18 protein-coding genes and 1 pseudogene are annotated in these 25,356 nt (G+C 72.6%); 9 read left to right on the top strand and 10 right to left on the bottom strand.

The window, feature by feature from the left end:
- Positions 1 to 9: 9 nt before the first annotated feature.
- Positions 10 to 1,446 (bottom strand): D-alanyl-D-alanine carboxypeptidase/D-alanyl-D-alanine endopeptidase, encoded by a 1,437-nt coding sequence (dacB, locus tag H4W31_RS10665; RefSeq protein WP_225946411.1) that lies wholly within the window; start codon positions 1,444 to 1,446, stop codon positions 10 to 12.
- Between the two features lie 993 nt (positions 1,447 to 2,439).
- Here dacB and H4W31_RS10660 point away from each other — a divergent pair.
- Positions 2,440 to 2,946, top strand: coding sequence for an inorganic diphosphatase (locus H4W31_RS10660; RefSeq protein WP_192766509.1), 507 nt, complete (start codon positions 2,440 to 2,442; stop codon positions 2,944 to 2,946).
- Positions 2,947 to 3,061: 115 nt separating this feature from the next.
- Here H4W31_RS10660 and eccD read toward each other — a convergent pair whose 3' ends face one another.
- Positions 3,062 to 4,489 (bottom strand): type VII secretion integral membrane protein EccD, encoded by a 1,428-nt coding sequence (gene eccD / locus H4W31_RS10655; RefSeq protein WP_192766508.1) that lies wholly within the window; start codon positions 4,487 to 4,489, stop codon positions 3,062 to 3,064.
- A 300-nt stretch (positions 4,490 to 4,789) separates the two neighbouring features.
- Between eccD and eccCa the strand changes: the two genes are divergently transcribed.
- Together eccCa and mycP are read left to right on the top strand one after the other, a co-directional pair.
- A complete protein-coding gene (gene eccCa, locus H4W31_RS10650; RefSeq protein WP_192766507.1) occupies positions 4,790 to 8,770 on the top strand; it encodes a type VII secretion protein EccCa in 3,981 nt (1,326 codons plus the stop codon).
- 235 nt (positions 8,771 to 9,005) lie between these two features.
- Entirely contained in the window at positions 9,006 to 10,295 is a 1,290-nt protein-coding gene (gene mycP / locus H4W31_RS10645; protein WP_192766506.1) for a type VII secretion-associated serine protease mycosin, read from the top strand.
- A gap of 93 nt (positions 10,296 to 10,388) precedes the next feature.
- Here mycP and H4W31_RS10640 read toward each other — a convergent pair whose 3' ends face one another.
- The 6 genes from H4W31_RS10640 to H4W31_RS10615 form a co-directional block, all read right to left on the bottom strand.
- Entirely contained in the window at positions 10,389 to 11,567 is a 1,179-nt protein-coding gene (locus H4W31_RS10640) for a MarP family serine protease (protein WP_192766505.1), read from the bottom strand.
- Between the two features lie 89 nt (positions 11,568 to 11,656).
- Complete coding sequence (locus tag H4W31_RS10635) at positions 11,657 to 12,337, bottom strand: NUDIX hydrolase (RefSeq protein ID WP_192766504.1); 681 nt, start codon at positions 12,335 to 12,337, stop codon at positions 11,657 to 11,659.
- Entirely contained in the window at positions 12,334 to 12,960 is a 627-nt protein-coding gene (locus tag H4W31_RS10630) for a TlpA family protein disulfide reductase (RefSeq protein ID WP_192766503.1), read from the bottom strand. The genes H4W31_RS10635 and H4W31_RS10630 overlap by 4 nt, the downstream gene beginning before the upstream one ends.
- A complete protein-coding gene (nth, locus tag H4W31_RS10625; RefSeq protein ID WP_192771995.1) occupies positions 12,957 to 13,751 on the bottom strand; it encodes an endonuclease III in 795 nt (264 codons plus the stop codon). Before nth ends, H4W31_RS10630 begins: the two co-directional genes overlap by 4 nt.
- A gap of 149 nt (positions 13,752 to 13,900) precedes the next feature.
- A complete protein-coding gene (locus H4W31_RS10620; protein ID WP_192766502.1) occupies positions 13,901 to 15,097 on the bottom strand; it encodes a CapA family protein in 1,197 nt (398 codons plus the stop codon).
- Between the two features lie 193 nt (positions 15,098 to 15,290).
- The gene (locus H4W31_RS10615) at positions 15,291 to 16,046 is read right to left on the bottom strand and encodes an adenosylcobinamide amidohydrolase (RefSeq protein WP_192766501.1); all 756 of its coding nucleotides are present in this window, start codon (positions 16,044 to 16,046) and stop codon (positions 15,291 to 15,293) included.
- Between the two features lie 314 nt (positions 16,047 to 16,360).
- On the opposite strand from H4W31_RS10615, the gene H4W31_RS10610 reads away from it, so the two are divergent.
- Positions 16,361 to 17,038 carry a Crp/Fnr family transcriptional regulator gene (locus tag H4W31_RS10610; protein ID WP_192766500.1) on the top strand — a complete coding sequence of 226 codons (678 nt, stop codon included), beginning with the start codon at positions 16,361 to 16,363 and terminating at the stop codon, positions 17,036 to 17,038.
- A gap of 104 nt (positions 17,039 to 17,142) precedes the next feature.
- Here the strand turns inward: H4W31_RS10610 and H4W31_RS10605 are convergent, their stop codons facing one another.
- Positions 17,143 to 18,558 carry an alpha/beta hydrolase family protein gene (locus H4W31_RS10605; RefSeq protein ID WP_225945474.1) on the bottom strand — a complete coding sequence of 472 codons (1,416 nt, stop codon included), beginning with the start codon at positions 18,556 to 18,558 and terminating at the stop codon, positions 17,143 to 17,145.
- 169 nt (positions 18,559 to 18,727) lie between these two features.
- Entirely contained in the window at positions 18,728 to 19,624 is an 897-nt protein-coding gene (locus H4W31_RS10600; protein ID WP_192766499.1) for a hypothetical protein, read from the bottom strand.
- Positions 19,625 to 19,798: 174 nt separating this feature from the next.
- Between H4W31_RS10600 and H4W31_RS10595 the strand changes: the two genes are divergently transcribed.
- The 5 genes and pseudogenes from H4W31_RS10595 (at position 19,799) to H4W31_RS10575 (ending at position 25,350) form a co-directional block, all read left to right on the top strand.
- Positions 19,799 to 20,716, top strand: a complete 918-nt coding sequence (locus H4W31_RS10595; RefSeq protein WP_192766498.1) for a DMT family transporter — start codon at positions 19,799 to 19,801, stop codon at positions 20,714 to 20,716.
- A gap of 67 nt (positions 20,717 to 20,783) precedes the next feature.
- A complete protein-coding gene (locus tag H4W31_RS10590) occupies positions 20,784 to 21,419 on the top strand; it encodes a TetR/AcrR family transcriptional regulator (protein WP_192766497.1) in 636 nt (211 codons plus the stop codon).
- 42 nt (positions 21,420 to 21,461) lie between these two features.
- Positions 21,462 to 22,238, top strand: a pseudogene (locus H4W31_RS10585) (TIGR03084 family metal-binding protein); the annotation flags it as partial.
- 218 nt (positions 22,239 to 22,456) lie between these two features.
- Positions 22,457 to 24,115 carry an acyclic terpene utilization AtuA family protein gene (locus H4W31_RS10580; RefSeq protein WP_225946404.1) on the top strand — a complete coding sequence of 553 codons (1,659 nt, stop codon included), beginning with the start codon at positions 22,457 to 22,459 and terminating at the stop codon, positions 24,113 to 24,115.
- Entirely contained in the window at positions 24,112 to 25,350 is a 1,239-nt protein-coding gene (locus H4W31_RS10575) for an acyl-CoA dehydrogenase family protein (RefSeq protein ID WP_192766494.1), read from the top strand. Before H4W31_RS10580 ends, H4W31_RS10575 begins: the two co-directional genes overlap by 4 nt.
- The last annotated feature ends 6 nt before the right edge of the window (positions 25,351 to 25,356 follow it).

Here is a 25,356-nt window from a genome sequence, read left to right as displayed (position 1 = left end):
CATCTCAGCTCAGCGGCAGCCGCACTGTGCCAGGGCGGTCGCGATCCGGTCCAGCTCGGGCTGCGCCTGCTCCTGACCGCCCGGCACCTTGTTGGCGAGCACCGCGAACGCGAGCAGCCGGCCGTCGAGCGTCGTCACCACGCCGGAGATCGCGTGCACTCCGCTCAGGGTGCCGGTCTTGGCCCGTACGACTCCCGCTCCGGCCTCGGTCGGACGCTCGCCGGCGCGCTCGAACCGGTCGTCGAGCGTGCCCGACCAGGCCGCCACCGGCAGCCCGGGGAACAGGCCCGCGAGTTCCGGTCGGGTTCCCTTGGCGGCCAGCGCGAGCACGTCCGTCAGCAGTCCGGGGGTGACCCGGTTGGAGCGGGACAGGCCGCTGCCGTCGGCGAGCGCACTCTCCGCCTCCGGCAGGCCGAGTTCGGCGACCATCTCGTCCATCGCGACCGCGGCCCCCTCGAACGAGGCCGGCTTGTTCCGGGCCAGCGCGACCTGCCGGGCCAACGTCTCGGCCACCACGTTGTCGCTCTCCCGGAGCATGAACTCGACCAGCCGGATCATCGGCGGCGAGTGGATCTTGCCGAGTTCGGTGCCGGGGGCGACCGTTCCGGGGGTGGCGCTGGCGCCGGCGGGCGGCGAGGCCGTGGGGGGCGGCGGGGCGGTGCCCGTCACCACCGCCGAGTTCGGCAGGTCCAGCAGCTTGGCGAAGGACCGGCCGGCGGCCTGGTCTGGCTTGTCCGACCGTTCCGGGCCCCGGTCCTTGTCCTCCGGGTCGATCCGGGCGCCGTCGGTCATCAACGCCGTGATGACCGCCCCGAAGCCGCCGACGTGGGCGTCCGCGTCCCAGCCCGGACCGACTTTCGGGCCGGGGAAGAGGCCGCCGTCGACGATCACCTTCGTCGGGGCGGTGCCACCGAGCGCCTTCTTCACCTGGTTGGCGAGCCGGTCGAGCCGCCCCGCACCCGGGTACCAGCCGGTGGCGTTCACCGCCAGGGTCGGATCGCCGGCTCCGATGATCACCACCTCGCCCGGATTCGGCCCGGCTACGACCCGGGTGGGGATCCGGTAGGCCGGCCCACGGGCCGCCAGGACGGTCGCTGCGGTGACGAGTTTCGTCGTCGACGCCGGCACCGTCGGAGTGTCCTGCCCGTTCTCGTAGAGCGCCTCCCCGGTGGCGGCGTCGACCACCGAGATGTTCACCTCGTCACCCAGTACCGACGAGGTGAGCAGCGGGGTGAGCGCGGCGCGTACCCCCTCGGGGGTCGGGGCCGGGGCGCTGGTTCCGGCGGCCGTCAGCACGGGCGGGGGCGGCGGCTCGCTCGGGTCGGCCCCGGCGGCGGGCGTGGCCGGGTTGCCACCCAGCCAGCCGTCCACCGGGCCGGGACGTACCACGACCACCCCGGCCACCGCCAGACCCACCACGAGTACGGCCGCGAGCGTAAGAACCAGGCCGCGCCGCCGACGCGGCCGACCCGCCGGTACGCCGTCCGGCGGCGCCCCGTCGGGCGGCGTACCGCCGGCTCGTGGGCTGCCGGGTGGCTGGCCTCCCGGCGGCGGTTCGCCGCCCGGTGCCGGATTGACCGGCTGGCCCGCCCAGCCCTGCGGCCCGGCCTGCCCGGAGAAGGCGGTCGGGCCCTGCCCGGGTGCCCCCGGCCGGTCCGGTGGGCCGAACTGCGCCGGTCCGGCAAGATTCTGCGGCTGGCCGGGCGAACCCGGCGGCTGGCCCGGCAAATTCTGCGGCTGGCCCGCCGGTCCCGGTGGCTGTCCGGCCAGGCCCTGCGGCTGGCCTCCCAGGCCCTGCTGCTGGGCCGGCGCGGCCCGGCCCGGCCACTCCGGCGGCGGCGCGGACGACCATCCGGGGCGCTCCGGCGCGGCGGGGGACGTCTGACCGGCCCGGCCCGGAACGCCAGCCGAGGGCACGGACGGCGGCTGGCCCGGGCGGCCCGGCATCAGGGGCAGGGTCTGACCGGCCCAGCCCGGCGGACCGGGCGGTGCGGGGGTGGGCTGGCTCGACCGCTCCGGCGACACCGGCAGGGTCTGACCGGCCCAGCCCGGAACACCGGGCGGCCTGGCCGCCTCGCCCGGCGGCTGCGGCGGGCCCGACGGGGTCGCCGAGGGCGGGATCGGCAGCGTGGTGGGCAGCGGCACGACGGCCCGGCCCCGTGCCGGCAGCGAGCCCGCAGCGGGTTGCGGCCCTCCGACGCCGGGCACCACGACACGCCCGCGCGGACGGTCCGACGGGTTCTCACCCGTCAGGTCCGAGTGTGAATCTTCACTCCCCACCGGCCCCTCCTCCCCGTCGAATTCTGCCTAGGCGACACTACTTTGGTCCGAACACCGCACGGCGGCCGGCGCGAACCAGGTGAATCGCCAGATCACCCGCGCCGGTATGCGACGTTGTGGTTCCGTTGGCCAGCGCCGGCAAACGAGGGAGCGTGCGAGATGGATTTCGACGTAACGGTTGAGATCCCAAAGGGTCACCGCAACAAGTACGAGGTGGACCACGCGACCGGCCGAATCCGGCTGGACCGCACGCTCTTCACGTCGACCCAGTACCCGGCTGACTACGGTTTCATCGAAGGCACACTGGGCGAGGACGGTGACCCCCTCGACGCTCTGGTACTGGTACCCGAACCCACGTTCCCAGGTTGCCTCATCCGGTGCCGGACGATCGGCATGTTCCGGATGACGGACGAGAAGGGCGGCGACGACAAGGTCCTCTGCGTGCCGTACGAGGACCCGCGTCAGGAGCACCTCCGGGACATCCACCACCTCGGTGAGTTCGACCGCCTGGAGATCCAGCACTTCTTCGAGGTCTACAAGGACCTGGAACCGGGCAAATCAGTCGAAGGCGCCACCTGGGTCGGTCGGACCGAGGCCGAGGCCGAGATCCGGGCCTCCTTCCGGCGCCAGCAGGAAGCCGTCGAACGGGGCGAGTCGGCGCACTGACGCCGAAACCAATCGTCAAGGCCGACAGCCCTTGACCGGCCGAAGTCCAGCGGACTTCATCGGTCAAGGGCTGTCGTGTGCCATCCGTCCCGAACACCCCGGGGACGGCCGGGGTTCAGCCGATCAGGCTGCGCGCCTGGGCGTACAGACCCAGCACCGCGCACGCCACCGGCACCACCGCCACCACCATCAGGGTGTCGACGATGTCGGCGGTCCGACCGAGGTACGGCCCCGGCTCACGCTTCGAGTACGTCGCACCGGCGCCGATGGTCAGCAGGGCGAGCCCCAGCCCACCGGCCGTGATCAGGAGCAGGCCGGTCTCCTGGACCCGGAGCAGCAGGGCGATCCCGAGCACCACGAACGAGACGACCCCGGCGACCACCAGTGGAACCCGTTGCCGAACCGTGACGAAGAGCCGGGACCGGAGCAGCAGCGCCGCCGCCGAGACCGCCACCATCAGCCGGCCGGAGAACCCGCCCGCGACCACCAGCAGCAGCGCCGCCGCGACGGCCAGCACCGCGTGCCCGATCAGCATCCCGGTGAGCATCTCCTCGGTCCGGGCGACCGCCGCGAAGACGCGTCCCCGGTCCGGCCGCTCCCGTACGCCGCTCTGGCTGGAACTGGCCGCGCTGAAGCCCTCCGCCGCCTCGGCACCGGTGGGCAGCGTGATCGGCGGCATCGGCAGCTTGCCGAACCGGATCGCCAGCAGCGGCAGCATGCCGATCGCACAGACCAGCAGGGCCATCAGGATGGCGGCGGATCCGGCGGCCGACAGCAGGAAGCCGGTGAGCGCGGTCACCGCGCCGAGCAACCCGACGGAGACACCGGCGGCGAAGACCCGGAGCCCGGCGGCCACCCCGACCAGGCCCAGGACGGCGATCAGGAGCAGTGCCACCGAGCCGGCCAGCGCCTCGGGCGCGCCGAGCCAGCCGACCGGACCGAGCACCCCGACCCGGTCGCCGGAGGCCACCAGCAGGGCACCACCGAAGAAGGCGAACGGCATCGCGTACCCGCCCAGTGCGGCGCCCGCCGTCGCGTCCCCGTACGCCCGGGAGGCCACCACGGCCCCGACCGCCAGCAGTACGGCGGTGCCGAGCGCGACGAAGGCGCCCAGGGACCAGACCGTGCCCCCGGCGACCACCGCGAGCAGCCCGACGGTGAGCAGTCCACCCGCGGCGCCCAGCGTCCCGATCCGGGTGTTCCGCCCGGACCACGCGCTGCCACGTCGACGGGCGCCGTCGGCGATGGCCTCCACGACGTCGTCGTACTCCAGTTCCGGCCACTGGGCCCGGGCCGGTACGAGATGAAGCACGTCACCATCCCGTATGCCCTGCGGCAGCAGAGCCTTGCCGGCGGCCAACGGTTCACCGTCGGTCCGGCGCAGCAGCCACCCGCCGTGCTTCTCGCCGTCGTCCGCCAGTCCTTCGCCGGCGTGCCGCAGCACCTCTGGTAGAAGTTCGGCCAGCGGCAGGTGTTCGGGCAGCGCAACGTCCACCCGTCGTTGCGGCGCGCTGATCGTGACGCGGGCAAGCCCGGTACTCATCGACAGTCCTCCATCGAGGGGGCAACCCATGGCTGCGCGGACGACCGCACTTTACCTAGGATGGTGCAAGCTCGTCCGACCGAGCACGAGGACATTTGCGACGCGGGCGCGTCGAATGGCCCGCCGGCACCGGATAACTGCTCCATCGCCGCGGCCTTAGGGGAGGTCTCACATGGACACGGGTAGCCAGTGCCGGTGCGGTGTCAACCGCGCCGGACGGGCCCGCAGGCTCGACACCGGCCCGCCGCCGGGCGGCCGACTCCGGCGGGAAACCGCTGGTCGGCAGGGTGGAGGAGCACGGTGAGTACCGTTGTCATCAAGCGCCCTCCCCGGCGGCCGGCACCGGACATCCCGACCGGTGAACTGACCGTCGAGCCGCCACCGGAGATCCCCCAGGCCACCGGCAGCAAGTGGCAGCAGATGATGATGGTGCTGCCGATGCTCGGCGGTTCGGTCGCGATGGCGATGATGTTCGGCCGTGGCGGCGGCGCCTACTCGTACGTCGTCGGTGCGATGTTCGGCATCTCCTCGCTGGCCATGGTGGCGTCGTCGTGGGGCAGTTCGTCAGGTTCGCCGAAGAAGTCGGAAATGATGGCCGCCCGGCGCGAGTACCTCCGACACCTGGCCACGCTGCGGCGCCGGGTCCGGGAGACCGCGTCGAAGCAGCGGTCGGGCCTGTTCTACCGGCATCCCGACCCGGCCCAACTGTGGTCCACTGTGGGCAGTTACCGGGTCTGGGAGCGCCGCCCCAGCGACGGCGACTTCGGCGTGGTCCGGGTCGCGGTCGGCCCGCAGACCCTGGCCACCCCGCTCGTGCCGCCGGTCACCCGGCCGCTGGAGGACCTCGAACCGATGACCGCCGGCGCGCTGCGCCGGTTCCTCGACGCGTACTCGGTCGTGCCGGACCTGCCGGTGGCGCTCTCCATCCGGGGCTTCGCCCGGGTCTTCATCCGCAACGCGCCGGGCGCGCGGGACCAGTCCCGCGATCCGGCCGGCGGCGACCCCCAGGCGGTGGCCCGGGCGGTGCTCACCCAGCTCTCGGTCTTCCACGCGCCCGAGGAACTGCTGATCGCGATCTGCGCGGGGCCGGAACGGCGGGCCCGGTGGGAGTGGGCCAAGTGGCTCCCGCACGTGCACCACCCGACCGGCACCGACGCGCTCGGTCCGGTACGCATGGTGGCCAGCTCGGCGGTGGAGCTGGAGAAGCTCATCGAGGACGTGGTCGGCAACCGGTCCCGGTTCAGCCTGTCCGGCCCGGCGACCGACGGCCCGCACGTGGTGATCGTGCTCGACGGCGGCGACCTCAACGGGGCCAGCTACCTGGCCGGCGACAGCGGCATCGACGCGGTGACCATCGTCGACCTGGACAGCCCGCCGCCCCGGCTGCTGGACCGCGCCACCCTGGTCCTGGAACTGGCCGGCGGCCGGCTGAACACCTTCACGATGGACGGGCAGGCCGAGGTCGGCACCCCGGACCGGCTCAGCCTCGAAGAGGCCGAGGCGGTCGCCCGCCGGCTGGCCCCGCTGCGGCTCGCCGTCGCCCAGAAGGGCTCCTCCGACGCCCCGCTGGCCGCCGAGATGACCCTCGGCGAGTTGCTCGGCGTCGGCGACCCGGAGAACTTCAGTACGGCACAGGGCTGGGCGCCACGACCCAACCGGGACAAGCTGCGGGTGCCGATTGGCGTGGGCGCCGACGGCGGCGCGATCGACCTGGACCTGAAGGAGTCGGCCCAGGACGGAATGGGCCCGCACGGCCTGCTGATCGGCGCCACCGGCTCCGGAAAGTCCGAGCTGCTGCGTACCCTCGTGCTCGGGCTGGCGGCGACGCACTCCTCCGAGGCGCTCAACTTCGTACTGGTCGACTTCAAGGGTGGCGCGACCTTCGCCTCGCTGGACCGGTTGCCGCACACCGCCGCCGTGATCACCAACCTGGCCGACGAGCTACCCCTGGTCGACCGGATGGTCGACGCGATCAACGGCGAGATGATCCGGCGGCAGGAGTTGCTCCGCAAGGCCGGCAACTACGCCAACCTGAAGGACTACGACAAGGCCCGGTCCGGCGGGGCGGCGCTGGCACCGCTCCCCTCGCTGCTGATCATCTGTGACGAGTTCTCCGAGCTGCTCAGCGCCAAGCCCGACTTCATCGACCTCTTCGTCCAGATCGGCCGGCTGGGTCGGTCGCTCGGCGTACACCTGCTGCTCGCCTCGCAGCGGCTGGAGGAGGGCCGGCTGCGCGGGCTGGACACCCACCTGTCGTACCGGATCGGTCTGCGGACCTTCTCGGCACTGGAGTCCCGGGCGGTACTGGGCGTGCCGGACGCGTACGAACTGCCCCGGGCGCCCGGACACGGTTACCTGAAGTTCGGCACCGAGCCACTGATCCGGTTCAAGGCGGCGTACGTCTCCGGCCCGTTCCAGAAGACCAGCACGAGCGGCCCGGGAGCGCAGGGCTACACCGGTCCCCTGCTGCTGTCGTACTCCACCCACCTCGTGCCGGTCCCGAAGCCGGTGGTGCCGGTCGCTCCGAAGCCGGCGCCGGAGGAGCCCGAGGGCGAGAGCCTGCTCGACGTGATGGTGTCCCGACTGGTCGGCCAGGGCCCACCGGCCCACCAGGTGTGGTTGCCACCGCTGTCCCTGGCACCGGCCCTGGACGAGATCCTCGGCCCGGTCATCACCGACCCGACCCGTGGGCTCACCTTCGGCAACCCCGAACTGCACGGCGCCCTACAGGTGCCGGTCGCCCTGATCGACAAGCCCTACGAGCAACGGCGTGACCTGCTGTGGCTGTCCCTGGAGGGTGGCGCCGGGCACGTCGCCATCGCCGGTGGGCCGCAGTCGGGCAAGTCGAGCCTGCTGCGGACCCTGGTCTGTGGCCTGGCCCTGACCCACACACCGGCCGAGGTCCAGGTCTACTGCCTCGACTTCGGTGGCGGATCGCTGGCCGCGCTGCGCGACCTGCCGCACGTCGGCGGGGTCGCCGGACGGTCCGAGGCGGCGGCGGTACGGCGTACCGTCGGTGAGATCGCGACCCTGCTCAACGAGCGTGAGCAGCGGTTCGCCGAGTTGGGCGTGGAGTCGATGCCGGCGTACCGCAAGCGGCGGGCCGCCGCGGGCGGGGTCGGGGTCGGCGCGGACCCGTTCGGCGACGTCTTCCTGGTCGTCGACGGCTGGCCCACCCTGCGTGGCGAGTACGACGACATGGAGCCGCTGATCACCGACATCGCCACCCGAGGCCTGTCGTACGGCGTGCACGTGATCGCCGCGGCGCCGCGCTGGATGGACTTCCGGCCGGCGATCCGGGACCTGTTCGGATCCCGGTTGGAGCTGCGGCTCGGTGACCCGACCGACTCGATCGTCTCGCGCAAGGCGGCGGCGAACGTGCCGGAGAAGTCGCCGGGTCGGGGCATCACGGCCGAGAGCCTGCACTTCCTGACCGTTCTGCCGGAGCTCTCCAGCCTGGGCGGCGGGCAGACCCAGGCACTGGTCAAGGCGGTGGCCGGCAACTGGGCCGGTGCACCGGCGCCCCGGGTACGGCTGCTCCCGCCGATCCTGCCGTACGCCGATCTGGACGTGGCCGGTGCGACCGGCCTGCGGCTGCCGATCGGCATCTCCGAGGCGGACCTCCAGCAGGTGGCGATCGACTTCGCCTCCGAGCCGCACTTCCTGCTCTTCGGCGACGCCGAGTGCGGCAAGTCCTCGTTCCTGCGGGCGCTGGCCATCTCGATCACCACCCGGTACACGCCGGAGCAGGCGCGGGTGATCCTGGTCGACTTCCGGCGCAGCCTGCTGGGCGTGGTCCAGTCCGACCACCTGATCGGGTACGGCACCGCGGCCGCGGCGACCAGCGAGCTGATCGAGTCGGTGGCCGGTTACATGCAGCGTCGGCTGCCCGGCCCGGACGTCACCCCGCAGCAGCTGCGGGACCGCTCCTGGTGGACCGGGCCGGAGCTGTTCGTGCTGGTCGACGACTACGACCTGGTCGCCACCGGCCCGAACAACCCGCTGACGCCGCTGGTCGAGTACCTCCCGCAGGCCCGGGACGTCGGTCTGCACCTGGTGCTCACCCGGCGCTCGGGTGGCGCCTCGCGGTCCCTCTACGAGCCGATCATCCAGCGGCTCCGGGAGCTCTCCTCGCCCGGTCTGGTGATGTCCGGAAGCAAGGACGAGGGTGCGCTGATCGGTTCGGTACGTCCGGGACCGATGCCGCCCGGCCGGGGCCGACTGGTGACCCGGAAGGAAGGCATCCGGCTGGTGCAGCTCGGCTACCTGCCGCCCACCTGACGGCCCGGTCGACCGGTGGCCACCCCAAGGTCACCGGTCGACCACGGGCGTCGGCGGCCGGTCGACCCACCGTCGTCGGCCGCCGGCAGGGTCCGGCTCCGCCGGCTGGTGCGGGGGCGGTGTGCGTACCCGGTTGGAGGTCCATGGAGGTAGTCGCGAAGTTTCGTCCCGCGACAGGGGTGAAACGGGGTAACCTCCGTGCATCATGTGTCCCCCGGGGTGAAATGGCCATGCTGTGACCAGGCTGCCGCATCAACAGGACCGCGCTGTCGCCCGGGTCGCCGGGACGGCACTGCTCGCCACGGCCGGGCTCGCCAGCTCGCTGGTCGCCCCGGCGCCGGCAACCGCCGCGATACCGGCGCGCCCGGTGAGCCTGCCCGTCGTCGTCGACGCGATCCGCGACAAGCAGTGGCAATTGGACTTGTTCAACGCGAAGGCCGCCTGGCGGGTGTCGACCGGCAAGGGCGTGACGGTCGCGGTCATCGACTCCGGGGTCGACGCCTCACACGAGGACCTGGCCGGGCAGGTGCTGCCCGGCATCGACCTGGTCGACAGCACCGGTAACGGGCAGATCGATCCGGTGGGGCACGGCACCACGGTGGCCGGCCTGATCGCCGGGCGCAACGACGACACCCGTGGGGTCGCCGGCCTGGCCCCCAAAGCCAAGATCCTGCCGGTCCGGGTGCTGAACGAGGAGAACCGCTACGACGACGCGCTGGTCGTGGCGAAGGGCGTCCGTTGGGCGGTCGACAACGGCGCCCAGGTGGTGAACCTGTCGCTGGGCGGCAGTGGGGACAGTCCCGCGCTGGCCGCGGCCCTCGACTACGCCTTCGCCCGGGACGTGGTCGTCGTCGCCTGTACCGGAAATCTGGGCTCGTCCGCCGGCAAGCGCGTCTGGTACCCGGCCCGGGAGCCGGGCGTGGTCGCCGTGGCCGGCCTGGAACGGGAGAGCGACGCGCTGTGGTCGGGGTCGATAACCGGCCCGGAGACCGTGCTGTCCGCTCCGGCGACGGGGCTCTCCGGCGCCCGCCCGGGTGGTTTCTGGCAGGTCCAGGGCACCAGCTTCGCCGCGCCGCTGGTGGCCGCGTCGGCGGCGCTGGTCCGGGCGCACTGGCCGAAGATGTCCGCCGCCGACGTGGTCAACCGATTGATCAATACTGCCCGGGACGTCGGTCCGTCCGGTCGGGACGACCAGTTCGGCTTCGGCGTCGTCGATCCCGTCGCCGCGCTGAACGGTGAGGTCTCCGCCGTGCAGCGCAACCCGCTGGACGACGGCGAGGCGGCGCCCGCCGTCTCCGGGTTCGGCTCGGCGCCCGGCCTGGAGCAGTCGCCGGAGCTGGCCGAGGACGGCTCCGGCTCGGTCGGAACGGTGGCCTCCGGCCGCTCGGCGAACTGGTCGGTCGAGCCGGCGGGCAGTCCGATCCCCGGCTCCCACAACGGCCTGTTCGGCAGCGGTCTCCTGCTCATCGTGGTCGTCGCCGGGGGCGTCCTGCTGGTCCGCCGGTTGGGCCGCAAGGGCTCCTGACCCCGCGGGGAAGGCCGGTCCCTGCCCGTACGCCGCCGCGCGTCGCCCGTACGCCGCCGCGCGTCCAGGGCGTGGATCGGGAGGCGACGCCGGTCAGGTGCAGTCGCCGGTACCGGTGACGCGGGTCCGCTCGACCCCGGCGGTCGCGGTCGACCGGGCCTCGTCGGCCGTCACCGCGAACCCGGTGTTCGGATCGTCGGCCGCCGCCGCGAAGATCACTCCGAGCGCCTGGCCGCCGGTGGTCACCAGTGGTCCGCCCGAGTTTCCGCTCCGGACCAGTCCCCGGATCGTGTAGATCTCCCGGTTGACCCGTCCGGACTCGTAGATGTCCGGACCGCTGATCTCACCGATGTCACGGATCCGGGCCGGCTGGGCGTTGTACGGGCCGTCAAGCGGAAAGCCGAGCACGATGGCGTCGTCCTCCACCTCCGCCTCGCGGGGGGCGAACGGCATGATCGGGGCGGTCATCTTCGGCACGTAGAGCACGGCCAGGTCGCGGTCCGGGTCGTAGACGACCACCCGGGCGGTGTGCCGCTCGCCGGCCAGTTCGACGGAGACGCTCCGGGTCCCGGCGACCACGTGGGCGTTCGTCATCACCCGGTTGTCGGCGTAGACGAAGCCGGAGCCCTCGATCCGGCGGGAGCAACTGGGCGCGTTGCCGAGCACCTTGACCACCGAGCGCCGGCCGTTCACCACCGCCTGGGATCCGGCGAGCGCCGGATCCGGCGAGGCCACCTCGCGGGACCGGGTCGGGGCCAGCCCGCCGAAGACGTCCGGGAAACCGTTGGTGTCGACCGTGTCCCGCAACGCCCGGGAGAGCGCCTGGGCCTCCTCCGGCAGGGCCCGGTCCACCACGGTCAGCAGGGCACTGTTGCGGACGGCGCTGGCGAGCCACGGCAGCGACGACGACGCCAACGGTACGGCCACCAGCCACGCGACGAGCAGTACGGCGAGCAGCGAGACGATGGCGCCGCCGACGTCGTCCACCCGCCGGCCCACCTGACTGGTGATGGCGTGCCGCAGATGCGAGCCGAGCCACCCGGCGAGGGCCTGGCCGAGCACCGCAAGGCCGAAGATCGCGATCAACGCGACCACGACCCGGGTCGAGTTGTTCGAGAACTGCTCCGCGAGCAGCGGGCCGACCTGCAACCCGATCAGCGCGCCACCGAAGAACCCGGTGAAGGAGAGCAGTCCGATGACGAAGCCCTGCCGGTAGCCGCTGATCGCGAACAGCAACATGAGCAGAATCAGGACGACATCCACCACCGACACCCGTTCAGGGTACGGGGGCGACCCGAGAATGACCTCGCCACGACGGAGACAGCCGAATCACTTTCTGGCTCGGTCGGGTCGCGGGTCCGTTACTCCGGCTCGTCGGCGCTCGCGTCCGGTGCCGGCGCGGGGCTGGCCGGCGGCAGTTCCAGTACCCGGTCCTGGGGCCAGGGGCGGGCCCAGCCGGCCATGTCGAGCAGCGCCGCCAGCACCCCGGCGGTGAAGCCCCAGACCAGCATGCCGCGGGCCTGGAAGGCCGGACCGATCCAGCCGCTGGGATGGCGTACCCGGACCCGGTTCGCCGGGTCGACCAGTTCGCTGACCGGCAGCCGGGCCACGTGTGCCACCTCGGCCGGCTCGCGGGAGTGCACCGGATGGGGCCGGTGCCACCAGGCCAGGATCGGGGTGACGACGAAGTCGCTGACCGGAATCCACAGCCTGGGCAGCTGGGCCAGCACGGTGACGCTGTCCGGGTCGAGGCCGACCTCCTCGTGTGCCTCCCGCAGCGCGGTCGCCGCCACGTCCGCGTCGCCCGGATCGCAGGCGCCACCGGGGAAGGCCGGCTGGCCGGCGTGGGTACGCAGGGTCGCCGCGCGTTGCAGGATCAGTACGTCCAGCCCGTGTGCCGGCTGTTCACCGAGCAGCACCAGTACGGCGCTGGCCCGCCCGCCGTTGACGGGGGTACGCAGCCGGGTGAAGTCCTCGGTACGGGCCGACCGGACCCGGGTGAGCAGTGGCTCGCACCAGGTCGGAAGTTCCCGGTCGGTCACGACGACACCGCCACCCCCAGGTGCTGTCGGACGAGGTTGGCCAGCTCCGCGTCGTCCAGCGCGCCGGTCTCGTCCCGGTGCCGGATCCGTCCCTCGCCGTCGACGAAGAGCGTGATCGGCAGCACGTTGCGGCCGAGCGCCACCCGGAGCCGGTCGTCCGGGTCGAAGAGCGTGGGGAACCGCAGTCCGAAGTCCTCGCCGATCGACTCCGCGCGGGACCGGCTGTCCCGGGCGTTCACGCCCAGCACCCGCAGCGTGCCGGAGGTCCGTTCGGAGAGCCGTTGGAAGGCCGGCAGTTCCTTGCGGCAGGGTGCGCACCAGTGGGCCCAGAGGTTGATCACGGCGGGTCCGCGCAGCTCGCCGATTGCCACCCGGCTGTCCCCGGCCAGACAGGGCAGGGTCAGCGCCGGCAGTGCTTCGCCCGGACCGGCCGCCTCGGCGGTGTCGGTCGGGGTCGGGGCGGGCAGCGGTGCGGTCAGGGTGCCGCAGTCCGCGAACGCCGTGGTTCCGGTGGTCTGGCCGGCCGGCACCGGGCCGGCCTCGGAGTCCGGGTCCGAGCCGGTGCAGCCGGCGGCGAGCAGCAGCAGCGGCACGAGCGACCCGGCGAGCAGCAGCCGTTTCACGGGGTGTCCGAGACGACGGCGGTCGGCGGCACCAGATCGGGGTCCACCCCGGCCTGTACCGCGAGTTCACGGGCCCGGGGGCCCTTGAGCAGCTTGGCCGCCGGGGCGGCCTCGGTCGGCCCGGTGCCGTACGACGGGCAGACGCTGGCCAGCGTGCAGGCCCCGCAGGCGGGCTTGCGGGCGTGGCAGACCCGCCGGCCGTGGAAGATCACCCGATGGGACAGCATGGTCCAGTCGCGCCGCTCGAACAGCGCCCCGACGGCGTGCTCGATCTTGACAGGGTCGGTCTCGGCGGTCAGCTCCCACCGGTGCATCAGCCGTTGGAAGTGGGTGTCGACGGTTATCCCGGGCACCCCGAACGCGTTGCCGAGGATGACGTTGGCGGTCTTCCGGCCGATCCCGGGCAGGGTCACCAGGTCGACCAGCCGGCCGGGCACCTGGCCGTCGTACCGTTCGACGAGCTGCTGGCCGAGGTTGATCAGCGAGTTCGTCTTGTTCCGGAAGAACCCGGTGGGCCGGATCAGCTCCTCCATCTCGGCCCGGTCCGCCCCGGCGTAGTCGGCCGCCGTCGGGTAGCGGCGGAACAACTTCGGCGTCACCTCGTTGACCCGCTGGTCGGTGCACTGGGCGGAGAGGATGGTCGCCACGGCCAGTTGCAGCGGCCCGGAGTGGTCGAGCTCGCAGTGGGCGTCGGGATGGGCCTCGGTCAGCAGCCGCCCGATCCGCCGGGCCCGCCGCTTGCGACCAAGATCGGTTTCCACCGTACGGCGGGACGGCCGGGCGGCCCGGATCGCCTTGGTCGCCGCACCGGGTGCCGTCACGACCCCGGTGTCGACGGAATCGTCTGTCGCACTCACGTCGGCCAGCCTACGTCGCGGCAACGACGTCGAAGCCCGGGAGCCGGACGAGGCCGAAGCTTGGGAACCTGACGGTCAGCCGGTCAGCTCGCCGGGGCGGGCGGCGAGATCTTGCCGTCCGTGGCGAGCTTCGCGCCGGTCTTCGGAAAGTCGGACTTGCCCAGATCGCGTACCAGGCCCAGCGCGCGCTTCTGGCCGTCCATGGTCGGCTTGCCCGCGTCGTTCATGTACGTCGAGAGAAGCTGCCCGCCGGCCCAGGTACCGTCCGAGGCGAGCGAGACCTTGAGCACCGCACCCCAACCGAGCCGCCCGTTGTTGCTGAGCGTCCCGCCGCCACCGGCGAAGTTCCCGAGGCTGTACGCGATCAGGCGCCCCTTGTAGAACTCCATCGCCCGCATCACGTGCGGCCCGTGGCCGACGATCAGATCCGCGCCCGCGTCGATCATCGCGCGCGAGAACTTGATCGGGTCGCCCCGGTTCTCGCCCAGGAAGAGTTCGGTGCCGGGCCGTACCCGGGTCTTCTCGGAGCCCTCGCCCCCCATGTGCACCTGCACGACGACCAGGTCGGCCATTGTCGCGGCCTTCTGGATCACCTTCTTCGCCGAGGTGATGTTGGTCAGGCTGTTGGACCAGGGGTACGACGAGAAGCCCGCCACAGCGACCTTGACGCCCTCGACCTCGGCCACGGTGATCTGGTTCGGCGCACCCGTGTGCTGGAGGTCGTACTTCTCCAGCGCGAGCTGGGTGTTCCGGTAGCCCGCCTTGCCGAAGTCGTACCCGTGGTTGTTGGCCTGGTTCAGCAGCTCGAAGCCGGCTTCCTTCAGGTGCGCCGCGTACCCGGGCGGGGCCCGGAACTGGAAGCAGCGGGTCGAGTTGGCGCCGCACTTCGAGGTGCCGGTGTCATCGGTCAACGGCTCCTCGAGGTTGCCCATCACCAGGTCGGCGGCGAGCGCCTTCTTGACCGAGTTGAAGAAGCCCTTGCCCCCGCCCGAGGGCAGCCGGCCCGGGGCGTTGCCCATCACGATGTCCCCGGTGGCCGACATGGAGATGACCTTCGGCTCCGGCTTGCCGGTCGGCGACGGGTCGGTCGAGGTGCTCCCGCTGGCCGCGCCCGGTGTCTGCGGCGCGGCCGAGTCGTCACCCATGACGTTGAAGACCGCCACCGCGGCCACACCGGTGCCCAGGAGCACCGTCAGGACCGCGGTCACGATGAGAACGGTCCGGCCGGTGCGTCGGGGCGCCCGGCGGGACTTCGGAGGAGGTCGATTGGTGTCGTACATCGCCCGGTGACAGTACCGGGAGTGGGCAAGGCGAGCGACCGCCGACAGGCCGGAATCTCGCCACCGATCCGCCAGCCGCCAACACCCCCGCTCTCCCCGCCGCCGGGGCGCCCGCCGTCGTGACGCACGCCCCGGCGGCGGTTCGGTACTCCTACCGGCTCAGCGGTCCTACCGGCTCAGCGATCCGACCGGCTCAGCGGTCCGACCAGGGGACGCCGGGGGTGGCGCCGCCGATCCGTACCGCCCGGCATGCGGCTCGGGCCAGTGGCGCACCCCAGCGGGAGCGCGGGCCGCCGTACGGGGCGGCCGGGCCGTCGGGCGGGCAGAGCAGGGTCACCGCGTCGGTGGCGGTGCCGGTGGCCGGCAGACCCAGTTCCCGGAGCGCCTGTGCCTTCGCCTCGGTGACCGTGGCGACGGCGTTGACCAGTGCCGCGTCGCTCAACCGGACCGGCAGCAGCGCGACGATGTTGACGGTGCCGACCGGTCGCGCCGGCTCCCGCTCCAGCTCCCCGGTATCCGGCCGCGCCGCCCCGGGCCATCCTGCCTCCGGCTCCTGCTCACCGTCCGCAGCGGCGACCTCCCAGCCCGGAGCGGCGGCCTCCCAGCCCGGAGCGGCGGCCCAGATCGGGGCACCGAGCCCCACGGTGGCCCAGAGCCGGACACCGGTGTCGGTAGCGGTCACCACCTGTGCGACGTCGACGCCGGTGAGCAGTCCGACCCCGGGCCCGCGCAGGTCCAGCCGGTCGGCCAGCTCACCGAGGTGGACGTCCGGGTCGTCCCGGCGGTACGACATCGGCACGGTCGCGTTGACCACCCAGTGCCGTACGCCGATCCCGCCGCCGAGCGGAGCGGAGCTGATCGCCAGGGTCGGCGCGGTGAGGCGCCAGACCAGGACCGGCATGTCCCGCCCGTCCTCGGTACGGGAGGTCAACAGCGGCTCGGACGACACCGGTCGACCCTACGTACCCGTCGGTCCGGCGGCCGACTCCCCACCGGGCACCTGCCGTTTTCCCGTCCGATGCCCGGTTCCGGGGCGGCCCGGGCCGGTCGCTCCGTGCCCGGCCGGACCCGCCCGACCGGTGACACGGCGGAACGAACCGGACGTACCCCCGCTCATCTGCTCTTACGCTTGTCCGGTACCGGATCAAGATTCCAGGGGCCACCTCCGATTACTCTTCACATGCGCCTAGACTTGGCGGCGCGCGGGGGAACACCGGCCACGAACCCGGCCGGCGGGACGGCCCGCGTAGGCGGAGGTGCGCAATGGACGAGGTACTTGCCCGCAGCGGGATCTTCCAGGGCGTCGACCCGGAGGCTGCCGAGGCGCTCGCAAAGGACATGGAGACGATCGAGGTCCGTAAGGGCGAAATCGTCTTCAACGAGGGCGAGCCGGGCGACAGCCTTTATATCGTCTTGAGCGGCAAGATCAAGGTTGGTCGGCGTGCCGCCGATGGTCGGCAGAACCTGATCGCCGTGATGGGCCCCTCGGACATGGTCGGCGAGTTGTCACTGTTCGACCCCGGTCCCCGTACGGCGACCGCCACCGCCGTGATCGACACCCGGCTCGCCCGGCTGCGCAAGCAGGCGCTGCGGCCGTGGCTGAACAACCGGCCGGAGATCGCCGAGCAGTTACTGCGGGTCCTCGCCCGGAGACTGCGCCGGACGAACGACAACCTGGCCGACCTGATCTTCACGGACGTGCCCGGTCGGGTGGCGAAGAACCTGCTCCAGATGGCGGGCCGGTTCGGCACCCGGGACGGCGGCGTACTCCGGGTCACCCACGACCTGACCCAGGAGGAGATCGCCCAGCTCGTCGGCGCCTCCCGGGAGACCGTCAACAAGGCGCTCGCCGACTTCGCCTCGCGCGGCTGGCTGCGCCTGGACGGCAAGAGCATCATCATCCTCGACCCGGAGCGTCTGGCCCGCCGCGCCCGCGTCTGACCCAGCGCCGAACGCAAAGCCTCGTACCGCCCGCCGTCGACGGGCGGTACGAGGCTTTGCGTACCGCCCGACCGAGCCGAGGGCCGTACCCACAGCTCCCGCGCTCACGGCAGCAACAGCCCCCAGTACGCCGCCCACGGCAGGAAGACCAGCGCTCCGGTCAGCAACAGGCCGAGCCGGAGCCGGTCTCGTCCGGGGGTGACGGCTCGGGCCCGGACCCAACCGATCACGGTGGCGACCGCCGCGGCCACGACAGCGACGGCGAGCAGTTGCACCACCAGCCAGGACAGTGCCCGGCCGGCCACCACCGGCCCCAGGGACGCACCCGCGTTGCTGGCGACGAAGACCCAGAGGAAGCCGAGCATCGCGGCCAGGCCGAGGCCGGCCAGCCAGCGCGCGGGCGCCAGGCCGGCGAGGGAGCCGCGCCCACGGCGGAGCCGGCGGCCGAGGGCCACCATCGGGTACGCGAGGAAGGCCAGCGTGCAGAGCAGGATCGCGGCGAGTTGCAGTCCGGGCGACTCCCACCAGGCAAGGGGGTGGATCACCGGGCTGGGCCGATCCTGGCGGGGCACCGGATCTACGTGCCGCTCCGGCGGCCGGTCGGCGACGACGTCGGCCACCCACGAGGTCACCAGGTCGGCGTAGCCGGGCATCAGGTCGTCGAGTCGGCGGAAGCCGTCGTCGGTCGACTGGTGCACCGCGTGGTCACCGTTCGGAAAGACCCGCAGCATGTAGTGCGGGTTGCCGGTGCGGGCCAGTACCTGGTGGTAGACGGTCAGACCCTCGCCGGGTGGCGTCTGCCGGTCCTTGCCGCCCCAGATGGCGAGCACGGGTTGGCGTACCCGTTCGAGCACCGGTACCGGATCGTGGTGGGCTTGGGCGAAGAGGTCCGCTCCGGCGACCAGCCGGATACCGGTGGTCGGGAAACGGTCCTGCGAGGAGCCGGAGATTCCCTGATGGCGCTGCCGTTCGCCCATCGCCCAGGCTTCCTGCCGGGCCGGGGGGACCCCGTTGGCGCCGACCACGACGAGGAACGCGACGGCGCTGGACCGAGCGGCGGCCATCGGTGCCACCCAACCGCCCTCGGAGAATCCCCACAGCCCGACGTTCGCCGGGTCCACCTCGGACCGAGTACGCAACATGGCCAGTCCGGCGAGTGCGTCGTCGGCGAGCAGCGAATAGTCCCGGTGTACCGGGGAATAGTCGGCGGCCCGCTTGTCGTAGATCAGCGTGACGATTCCACCCGCGGCGAACGCCTCCGCCTCCCGCCGCAGCTTCTCCCGGGAAACGCCCACGCCGGAACCGTGCACCAGCACCATTCCGGGCCGGCGCGGACCGGCGGCGCGTGGCGCGAGCACGGTGCCGTGCAGGGTCAGGTCACCGCTGCGAAAGGTCACCTCGGCGGCCGTGAGGCCGGCGGGGAGTCCGTTCGGCTCCGCCGAGGCGGGCATCGGGGTGCCGATGAGTGCGGACGCGGCGGCCAGTGAGCAACCGAGCAACCCGACGAGGCTTCGCCGCATGGTCTCCTCCTATGTCGCTTTTGGAGACTGCCAGCCCATGACGGCTCTGACATCCGGGGTTTGCCGCGTTCGACCCCGTGCCGCAGATCGGGGAGAACCCCGATCTGGCCCCGAGCCGGACGAGCGAAGTGCCCGTGGCGGGCCGGTTCGGCGTACCGGTGTGCGGCGGTCAGCCGAGCCCGAGGCGCCGCAACGCCAGCATCACGAAGCCGCGTAGCGCCCGGCTCCAACCGACGACGCCCTGGTCGAGATCCCGGGCCGACGCGTCGACCAGGATCGACAGTGCCTCGTCAGGCATCGAGGCACCCTCCCGGTACGCCAGGGCGATCGCGGCGGTCACGACTACCACGTCGGCGTCGGATCGGCTCAACTCCCGCAACCGCCGCGCGACGTACGGGTCGACGTACGGCACGTGTGCCAGCGCCAGGTTCGCGCTCGCCCGGAGCTGGGCTCGGCTCGCGGAAGCGGTACCGAGTGCGAAGACGGTGGCGGCGGTGGCCGGAAACCACGGCATCAGGGCGGCGGCGCGGGCTGCCACCTCCTCGTCCGGGTCCGACAACCAGCCGGTGATGGTGGTCAGGCGGGCCGCGGCGCTGGAGTAGCTGTCCGCCGCCCAGCGCACCGCCTCGGCCTCCAGCAGGTCGATCTCCTCCTCGGAAAGGTCCTCTCCGGCGTAGAACCGTCGGATCAGGCCCGTCGTGTCGACCCCGGTGAGCCGCTCGGCGGCGTTGAACGCGCGCCCCGGGTCGAAGGGCAACTCGTCGTCCCGCCGGTCACCGATGGCGACCGCCGCGAGCAGTTGGCCGACCCCGGCACGGTTCGGTGTCGCCGGATCGTCGACCAGCGCGACCAGGAACGGCACGACCACGTGGCTGACCTGCCACCGGGTGCCCTGATGGTGGACGTTGCCGAAGAGCTGCGACAGGGCCTCCGAGCGCCGCGTCGGGTCGGTAGTGCGCAGCGCGCGAAGCTGGTCGGGCACATCCGTCGCCGGACCATAGGCATGGTGCAGCCGGTGCCACGCCACCTGGTCGATCCCGGACAGCGGATCTTCGACAATCGTCACGACCCGTTTCTACGCCGACATCCCGCCCGACGAACGCCGGGGTACGGCCGTCCCGCAGGCCGCAACGATCCGCCTCGATGAATACGCGAGTGAACGTAGCTAGTCACGTGCCCCGTGCGGCAAACTCGACGCCTGGATAGAACCCGCCGGTAACCAACTGAGGGAAGAGGCGGAATGCGTCGAGGCAGCCTGGTCAGGCTGGCCCTGCTCGCCCTGCTCTGGGGGTCCGGCTTCCTCTGGATCAAGCTGGCGCTGCGCGGCTTCACCCCGGTCCAGATCGTCTTCGTACGCCTCGCGCTCGGCGCGCTCGTGCTGATGGCGATCGCGCTGCTCAGTGGCCTGCGACCGCCGACCGACCGGCGGACCTGGGCACACCTGACCGTGGCCGCCCTGGTGGCGACCACCATCCCGTACACCCTGGTCGGGATCGGGGAGCAGAGCATCGGCTCGAACGTCGCCGGGGTACTCAACGCCACCACTCCGGTCTGGACGGTCCTGATCGCGTTCCTGGTCGGAACCGACCGGGTGACCAGCGTGCAGCGCGGGATCGGGATCGCACTCGGCTTCGGCGGAACGGTGCTGATCTTCTCGCCCTGGAAGTCGGCCGGTGAGATCGCGAGCTGGGGTGGACTGGCCGTCCTCGGTGCCGCCGCCAGCTACGCGGTCAGTTTCGTCTACATGAGCCGCTACCTGACCAACCGGGGGATCTCGCCGCTCATGCTCTCGGCGAGCCAGCTCGTCGCCGGGACCGCACTGATCGCCCTGGCCCTGCCCTTCGGCGGCGGACTGACTCCGTTGGCCTGGCGGGGTGACGCGGTGGCGAGCCTGCTGGTCCTCAGCATCGCCGGCACCGCCTTCGCCTACACCCTGAACTACCGGCTCATCGCCGACGAGGGCGCGACGGTCGCCGCGACCACCACCTACCTGCTGCCGATCGTCGCTGTGCTGCTCGGGGCCCTGGTGGTGAACGAGCCGACCACGATTCCGATGATCGCCGGAATGGTGCTGGTCCTCGGGGGCGTGGCCCTGGCCCAACAGCGCAAACCCGTCCTCGCCGGACCGGACCCGGCGGCACCGACCCCGGTCGACTAGAACCGGGCCTGCGCCGCCAGAAACAAGCAGGCTTGACTGTTTGTTTCTGGACCGGCAGGCTGGGCGGATGTCGAGCGCCCCGACCCGTACGCCACAGCGGGAGCGCAGCCGTGCCACCCAGGCCCGGGTGCTGGAGGCCACCGTGGACTGCCTGCTGGAACGGGGTTGGTCTGGGACCACCACCACCGTCGTCGCCACCCGCGCGGGCGTGTCCCGAGGCGCCCAACTGCACCACTACCCGACCAAGTCGGCCCTGGTGATGGCGGCCGTCGAGCACCTCGCCGAACGCCGGGCGGCGGAGATCCGCACCGAGGCGGCCAGCCTGCCGGCCGGCCCCGAACGACTCGACCGGGTGATCGACATGCTGGCCACGGCGTTCACCGGTCCGCTCTTCGTCGCCGCGCTGGAACTCTGGGTGGCCGGGCGTACCGATCCGGAACTGCGGGACGCCCTCGTGCCGCTGGAGGCCCGGGTCGGCCGCGAGATGCACCGGCTCACCGTCGAACTCCTCGGCGCCGACGAACGGCAGCCCGGGGTACGCGAGACCATCCAGGCCACCCTCGACCTGTTACGCGGGCTCGGGGTGGCCAACCTGCTCTCCGACGACTCCGCCCGGCGTACCGCCCTGCTCGGCACCTGGAAACGGCAGCTCGCCGCGATCCTGGCCGCCGTACCGACAACACCATCGGCCAGCACCGGCTGAACCGTCGCCCCGCCGCACCGCCATCCGCGCAAGGAGCCTCGCATGGTCGACCTCGACAGTCTGCTGACGGATCTTGCCGCCGAGTCGGAGAGCCTGGAGGCGCTGGTCGCCGGGCTGCCCGACGCGGACTGGGCCCGGCCCACCCCGGCGCCGGGCTGGACGGTCGCACACCAGATCGCACACCTCGCCTGGACCGATAACGTCGCCCTGCTCGCCGCCACCGACATCGACGGCTTCGCCGAGTCGATCCAGCACGCCGCCACCGACCCGTACGGCTTCATCGACCGGGGTGCGGCGGAGTTCCTGGCGCCGGTACCGGAGTTGCTGGCCCGGTGGCGGTCCGGCCGTACCGCCCTGGCTCGCGCGCTCTCCGGCGTTCCGGCCGGGGTCAAACTGCCCTGGTACGGCACCCGGATGTCGGCCACCTCGATGGCCACCGCCCGGATCATGGAGACCTGGGCGCACGGCGAGGACGTCGCCGACGCACTCGGCCACACCCGTACGCCGACCGCCCGGCTCCGGCACGTCGCGTACCTCGGCTTCCGTACCCTCGGGCACGGCTTCGCCACCCACGGGCGCCCGTTCCCCGACGCGCCGGTCCGGATCGAGTTGCGCGGGCCCGACGGCGACGAATGGTCCTTCGGCCCGGCCGACGCGGTCAACCTGGTCTCCGGCCCGGCACTGGACTTCTGCCTGCTGGTCACCCAGCGGCGACACCGTGCCGACCTGGCCCTGGTCGCCGTCGGCCCGGTCGCCGACGAGTGGCTCGACATCGCCCAGATCTTCGCCGGCCCACCCGGAGCCGGCCGGGAGCCCCGCACCGGCCGGGAGGTTGGCGACGGCCGCGCGTCCGGCGGCGGTCACGAATTCAACGGTGCCGGTCGGGAGCCGGGCGGCAGTCGGGAGCCCGGCGGCGGGGCCGGGTCCGAGCCGGGCAGGCCGCAGTGACCCGAGCGGGCCTCGCCGGCCGGCCCGACGTGCTCCGGATCGGCAACGCGTCGGGCTTCTACGGCGACCGGTTCAGCGCCTGGCGGGAGATGCTCGACGGCGGCGACCTCGACGTGCTGACCGGCGACTACCTGGCCGAGTTGACCATGCTGATCCTCGGCCGGGACCTGCGTCGCGATCCGGAAACCGGCTACGCGAAGACGTTCCTGCGGCAGATGGAAACCTGTCTCGGCACCGCGCTCGACCGTGGCGTACGGGTCGTGACGAACGCCGGCGGGCTCAACCCGGCCGGGCTGGCCGCCGCACTGCGTACCCTCGGCGACCGGCTGGGAGTGCCGGTCCGGATCGGGTACGTCGAAGGCGACGCGCTGCCCCGTCCGGACGCGTTGACCGCGAACGCCTACCTCGGGGCGTTCGGCATCGCCGCCTGCCTCTCCGGCGGCGCGGACGTCGTGGTGACCGGCCGGGTCACCGACGCCTCGCTGGTGGTCGGGCCCGGGATCGCGCACTTCGGCTGGGGGCGTACCGAGCTCGATCCGCTGGCCGGGGCGACGGTCGCCGGCCACCTGCTCGAATGCGGCACACAGGTCACCGGCGGCAACTTCAGCTTCTTCACCGAGCTGCCGGACGGCGGGTACCGGCCCGGCTTCCCGATCGCCGAGCTCCGGGCGGACGGGTCGGCGGTGCTGACGAAGCATCCGGGTACCGGCGGCGCGGTCAGCACCGAGACCGTCACCGCACAACTGCTGTACGAGGTCGGCGGCCCCGGCTACCTCGGCCCGGACGTGGTGAGCCGGCTCGACTCGGTGACCCTCACCCCGGACGGCCCCGACCGGGTACGCGTCAGCGGCGTGGCCGGCACTCCCCCACCGCCCACCCTCAAGGTCGGGGTGACCCGGCTCGGCGGCTTCCGCAACTCGATGACGTTCGTCCTCTGTGGACTGGACATCGAGGCGAAGGCGGCACTGGTCCGGGCCCAGCTCACCGACTCCGTCGGCGCGGACGGGCTGGAGTTCGACCTCGCCCGTACGGACCACGTCGACGCGGCCGACACCGAGGCGGCGAGCGCGCTGCTGCACGTACACCTGCGGGACGCCGACCCGAAGCGGGCCGGACGGGCCTTCTCGGCCGCCGCCGTCGAACTGGCCCTGGCCTCCTATCCCGGCTGCACCCTGACCACACCGCCCGGCGACGCCACCCCGTACGGGGTGTTCAGCGCCGACGAGGTGCCGCAGGACGGGGTACGGCAGGTGGCCGTCCTGCCCTCCGGGGAGCGCGTCGACGTCCCGCCTCCGGTGCTGACTGAGCGGCAGCCGGCACCGGGCCCGGAATCCGGGACCGACGGCCGGGCGGACACCGCACCTACCCACGCCCAGGCTGGTACCCCGTCCACCGATGGCCGGCCGACCCGGCGGGCGGCGCTCGGCGAGGTCGTCGGCGCCCGTTCCGGCGACAAGGGCGGAGACGCCAACCTCGGGGTCTGGGCCCGCTCGGACGCCGGCTACGGCTGGCTGCGCGGATGGCTGACCACTGATCGGCTGCGCGGTCTGCTGCCCGAGACCGCCGATCTTGCGGTGCACCGGTACGAGCTGCCGAACCTCCGCGCGGTCAACTTCGTCCTGCCCGGCCTCCTCGGCCAGGGGGTGGCGGCGTCGACCCGGTTCGACCCGCAGGCGAAGGCGCTCGGCGAGCTGCTGCGCTCCCGAATCGTCGACCTGCCAGTCGACCTGACCGGAGCAGGGCGATGACTCCGAGTCGCCTCCTGAGCAGCCTCGGCGGGGTCGACGGACGTTCGCAACGGGCTGACGAGAGCCTCGAACGGCGCCAACTCCGCGAGCTGACCAGGCAGTTCGTCCAGCGGGACGTGCTGCCGTACTTAGCCGACTGGGAGCGGGCCGGCGAGGTGCCCCGTACGCCGCACGCCACCGCCGCCGAGCTGGGACTGCTCGGGGTCGGCTTTCCGGAGGCGGTCGGCGGCAGCGGGGGCGATCTCCTGGACAGCCTGCTCGTCACCGAGGAACTGATCCGGGCCGGTGGTTCGTCCGGGCTGGTCGCCGCGCTCTTCACCCACGGCATCGCGCTGCCGCACATCGTCGCCGCCTGGCAGGACGCCGGCCGCCCGGAGCCGACCAGCGACCTCGGCGAGCTGGTCGACCGGTACGTCCGGCCCACCCTGGCCGGCCGCCGGATCGGGGCGCTCGGCATCACCGAGCCGGACGGTGGCTCGGACGTGGCCGGACTGCGTACCAGCGCGCGGCGGGACGGGGACCACTACGTCGTCAACGGCACCAAGACGTACCTCACCAGCGGGGTACGGGCGGACTTCGTCACCACCGCTGTCCGGACCGGACCCGCGGGACCGGGCGGCATCTCCCTACTGGTGATCGACAAGGATGCTCCGGGCTGCACCGTCGACCGCCGGCTGGACAAGCTCGGATGGCACTGCTCCGACACCGCCGAGCTGTCGTTCGTGGACGTACGGGTGCCGGTGCGGAACCGGGTCGGCGCGGAGAACGCCGGCTTCGTCGCGCTGATGCGACAGTTCGCCACCGAACGGCTCTCCCTGGCCACCCAGGCGTACGCGACCGCGTGGCGCTGCCTCGACCTGACCCTGGCCTGGTGCCGGGACCGACACACCTTCGGTCGTCCGCTCGCCGACCGGCAGGTCGTCCGGCACCGGCTCGCCGAGATGGCCACCCGGACGGCGGCGGCGCAGGCGTTCGTCACCCAGGTGGCCGTCCGCGCCGCCACCGCCGGGGCACCGGCGACCGGACCGCTGGCGGGCGAGGCGGCGATGGCCAAGAACGCGGCGGTGTCCGCCTGCGACTGGGTGGTGGACCAGGCCGTACAGCTGCACGGCGGGTACGGCTACCTGCGTGACGCCGAGGTCGAGCGGCACTACCGGGACGCCCGGATCCTGGGCATCGGCGGCGGCACGACCGAGATCATGAACGAGATCATCGCGAAGGGCATGGGGATCTGATCGTGA

It is taken from the genome of Plantactinospora soyae (assembly GCF_014874095.1).
Lineage (GTDB): Bacteria > Actinomycetota > Actinomycetes > Mycobacteriales > Micromonosporaceae > Plantactinospora > Plantactinospora soyae.
Note: the sequence above shows the minus strand (reverse complement) of the source record. Positions and strands in the feature narration are given on the sequence as shown.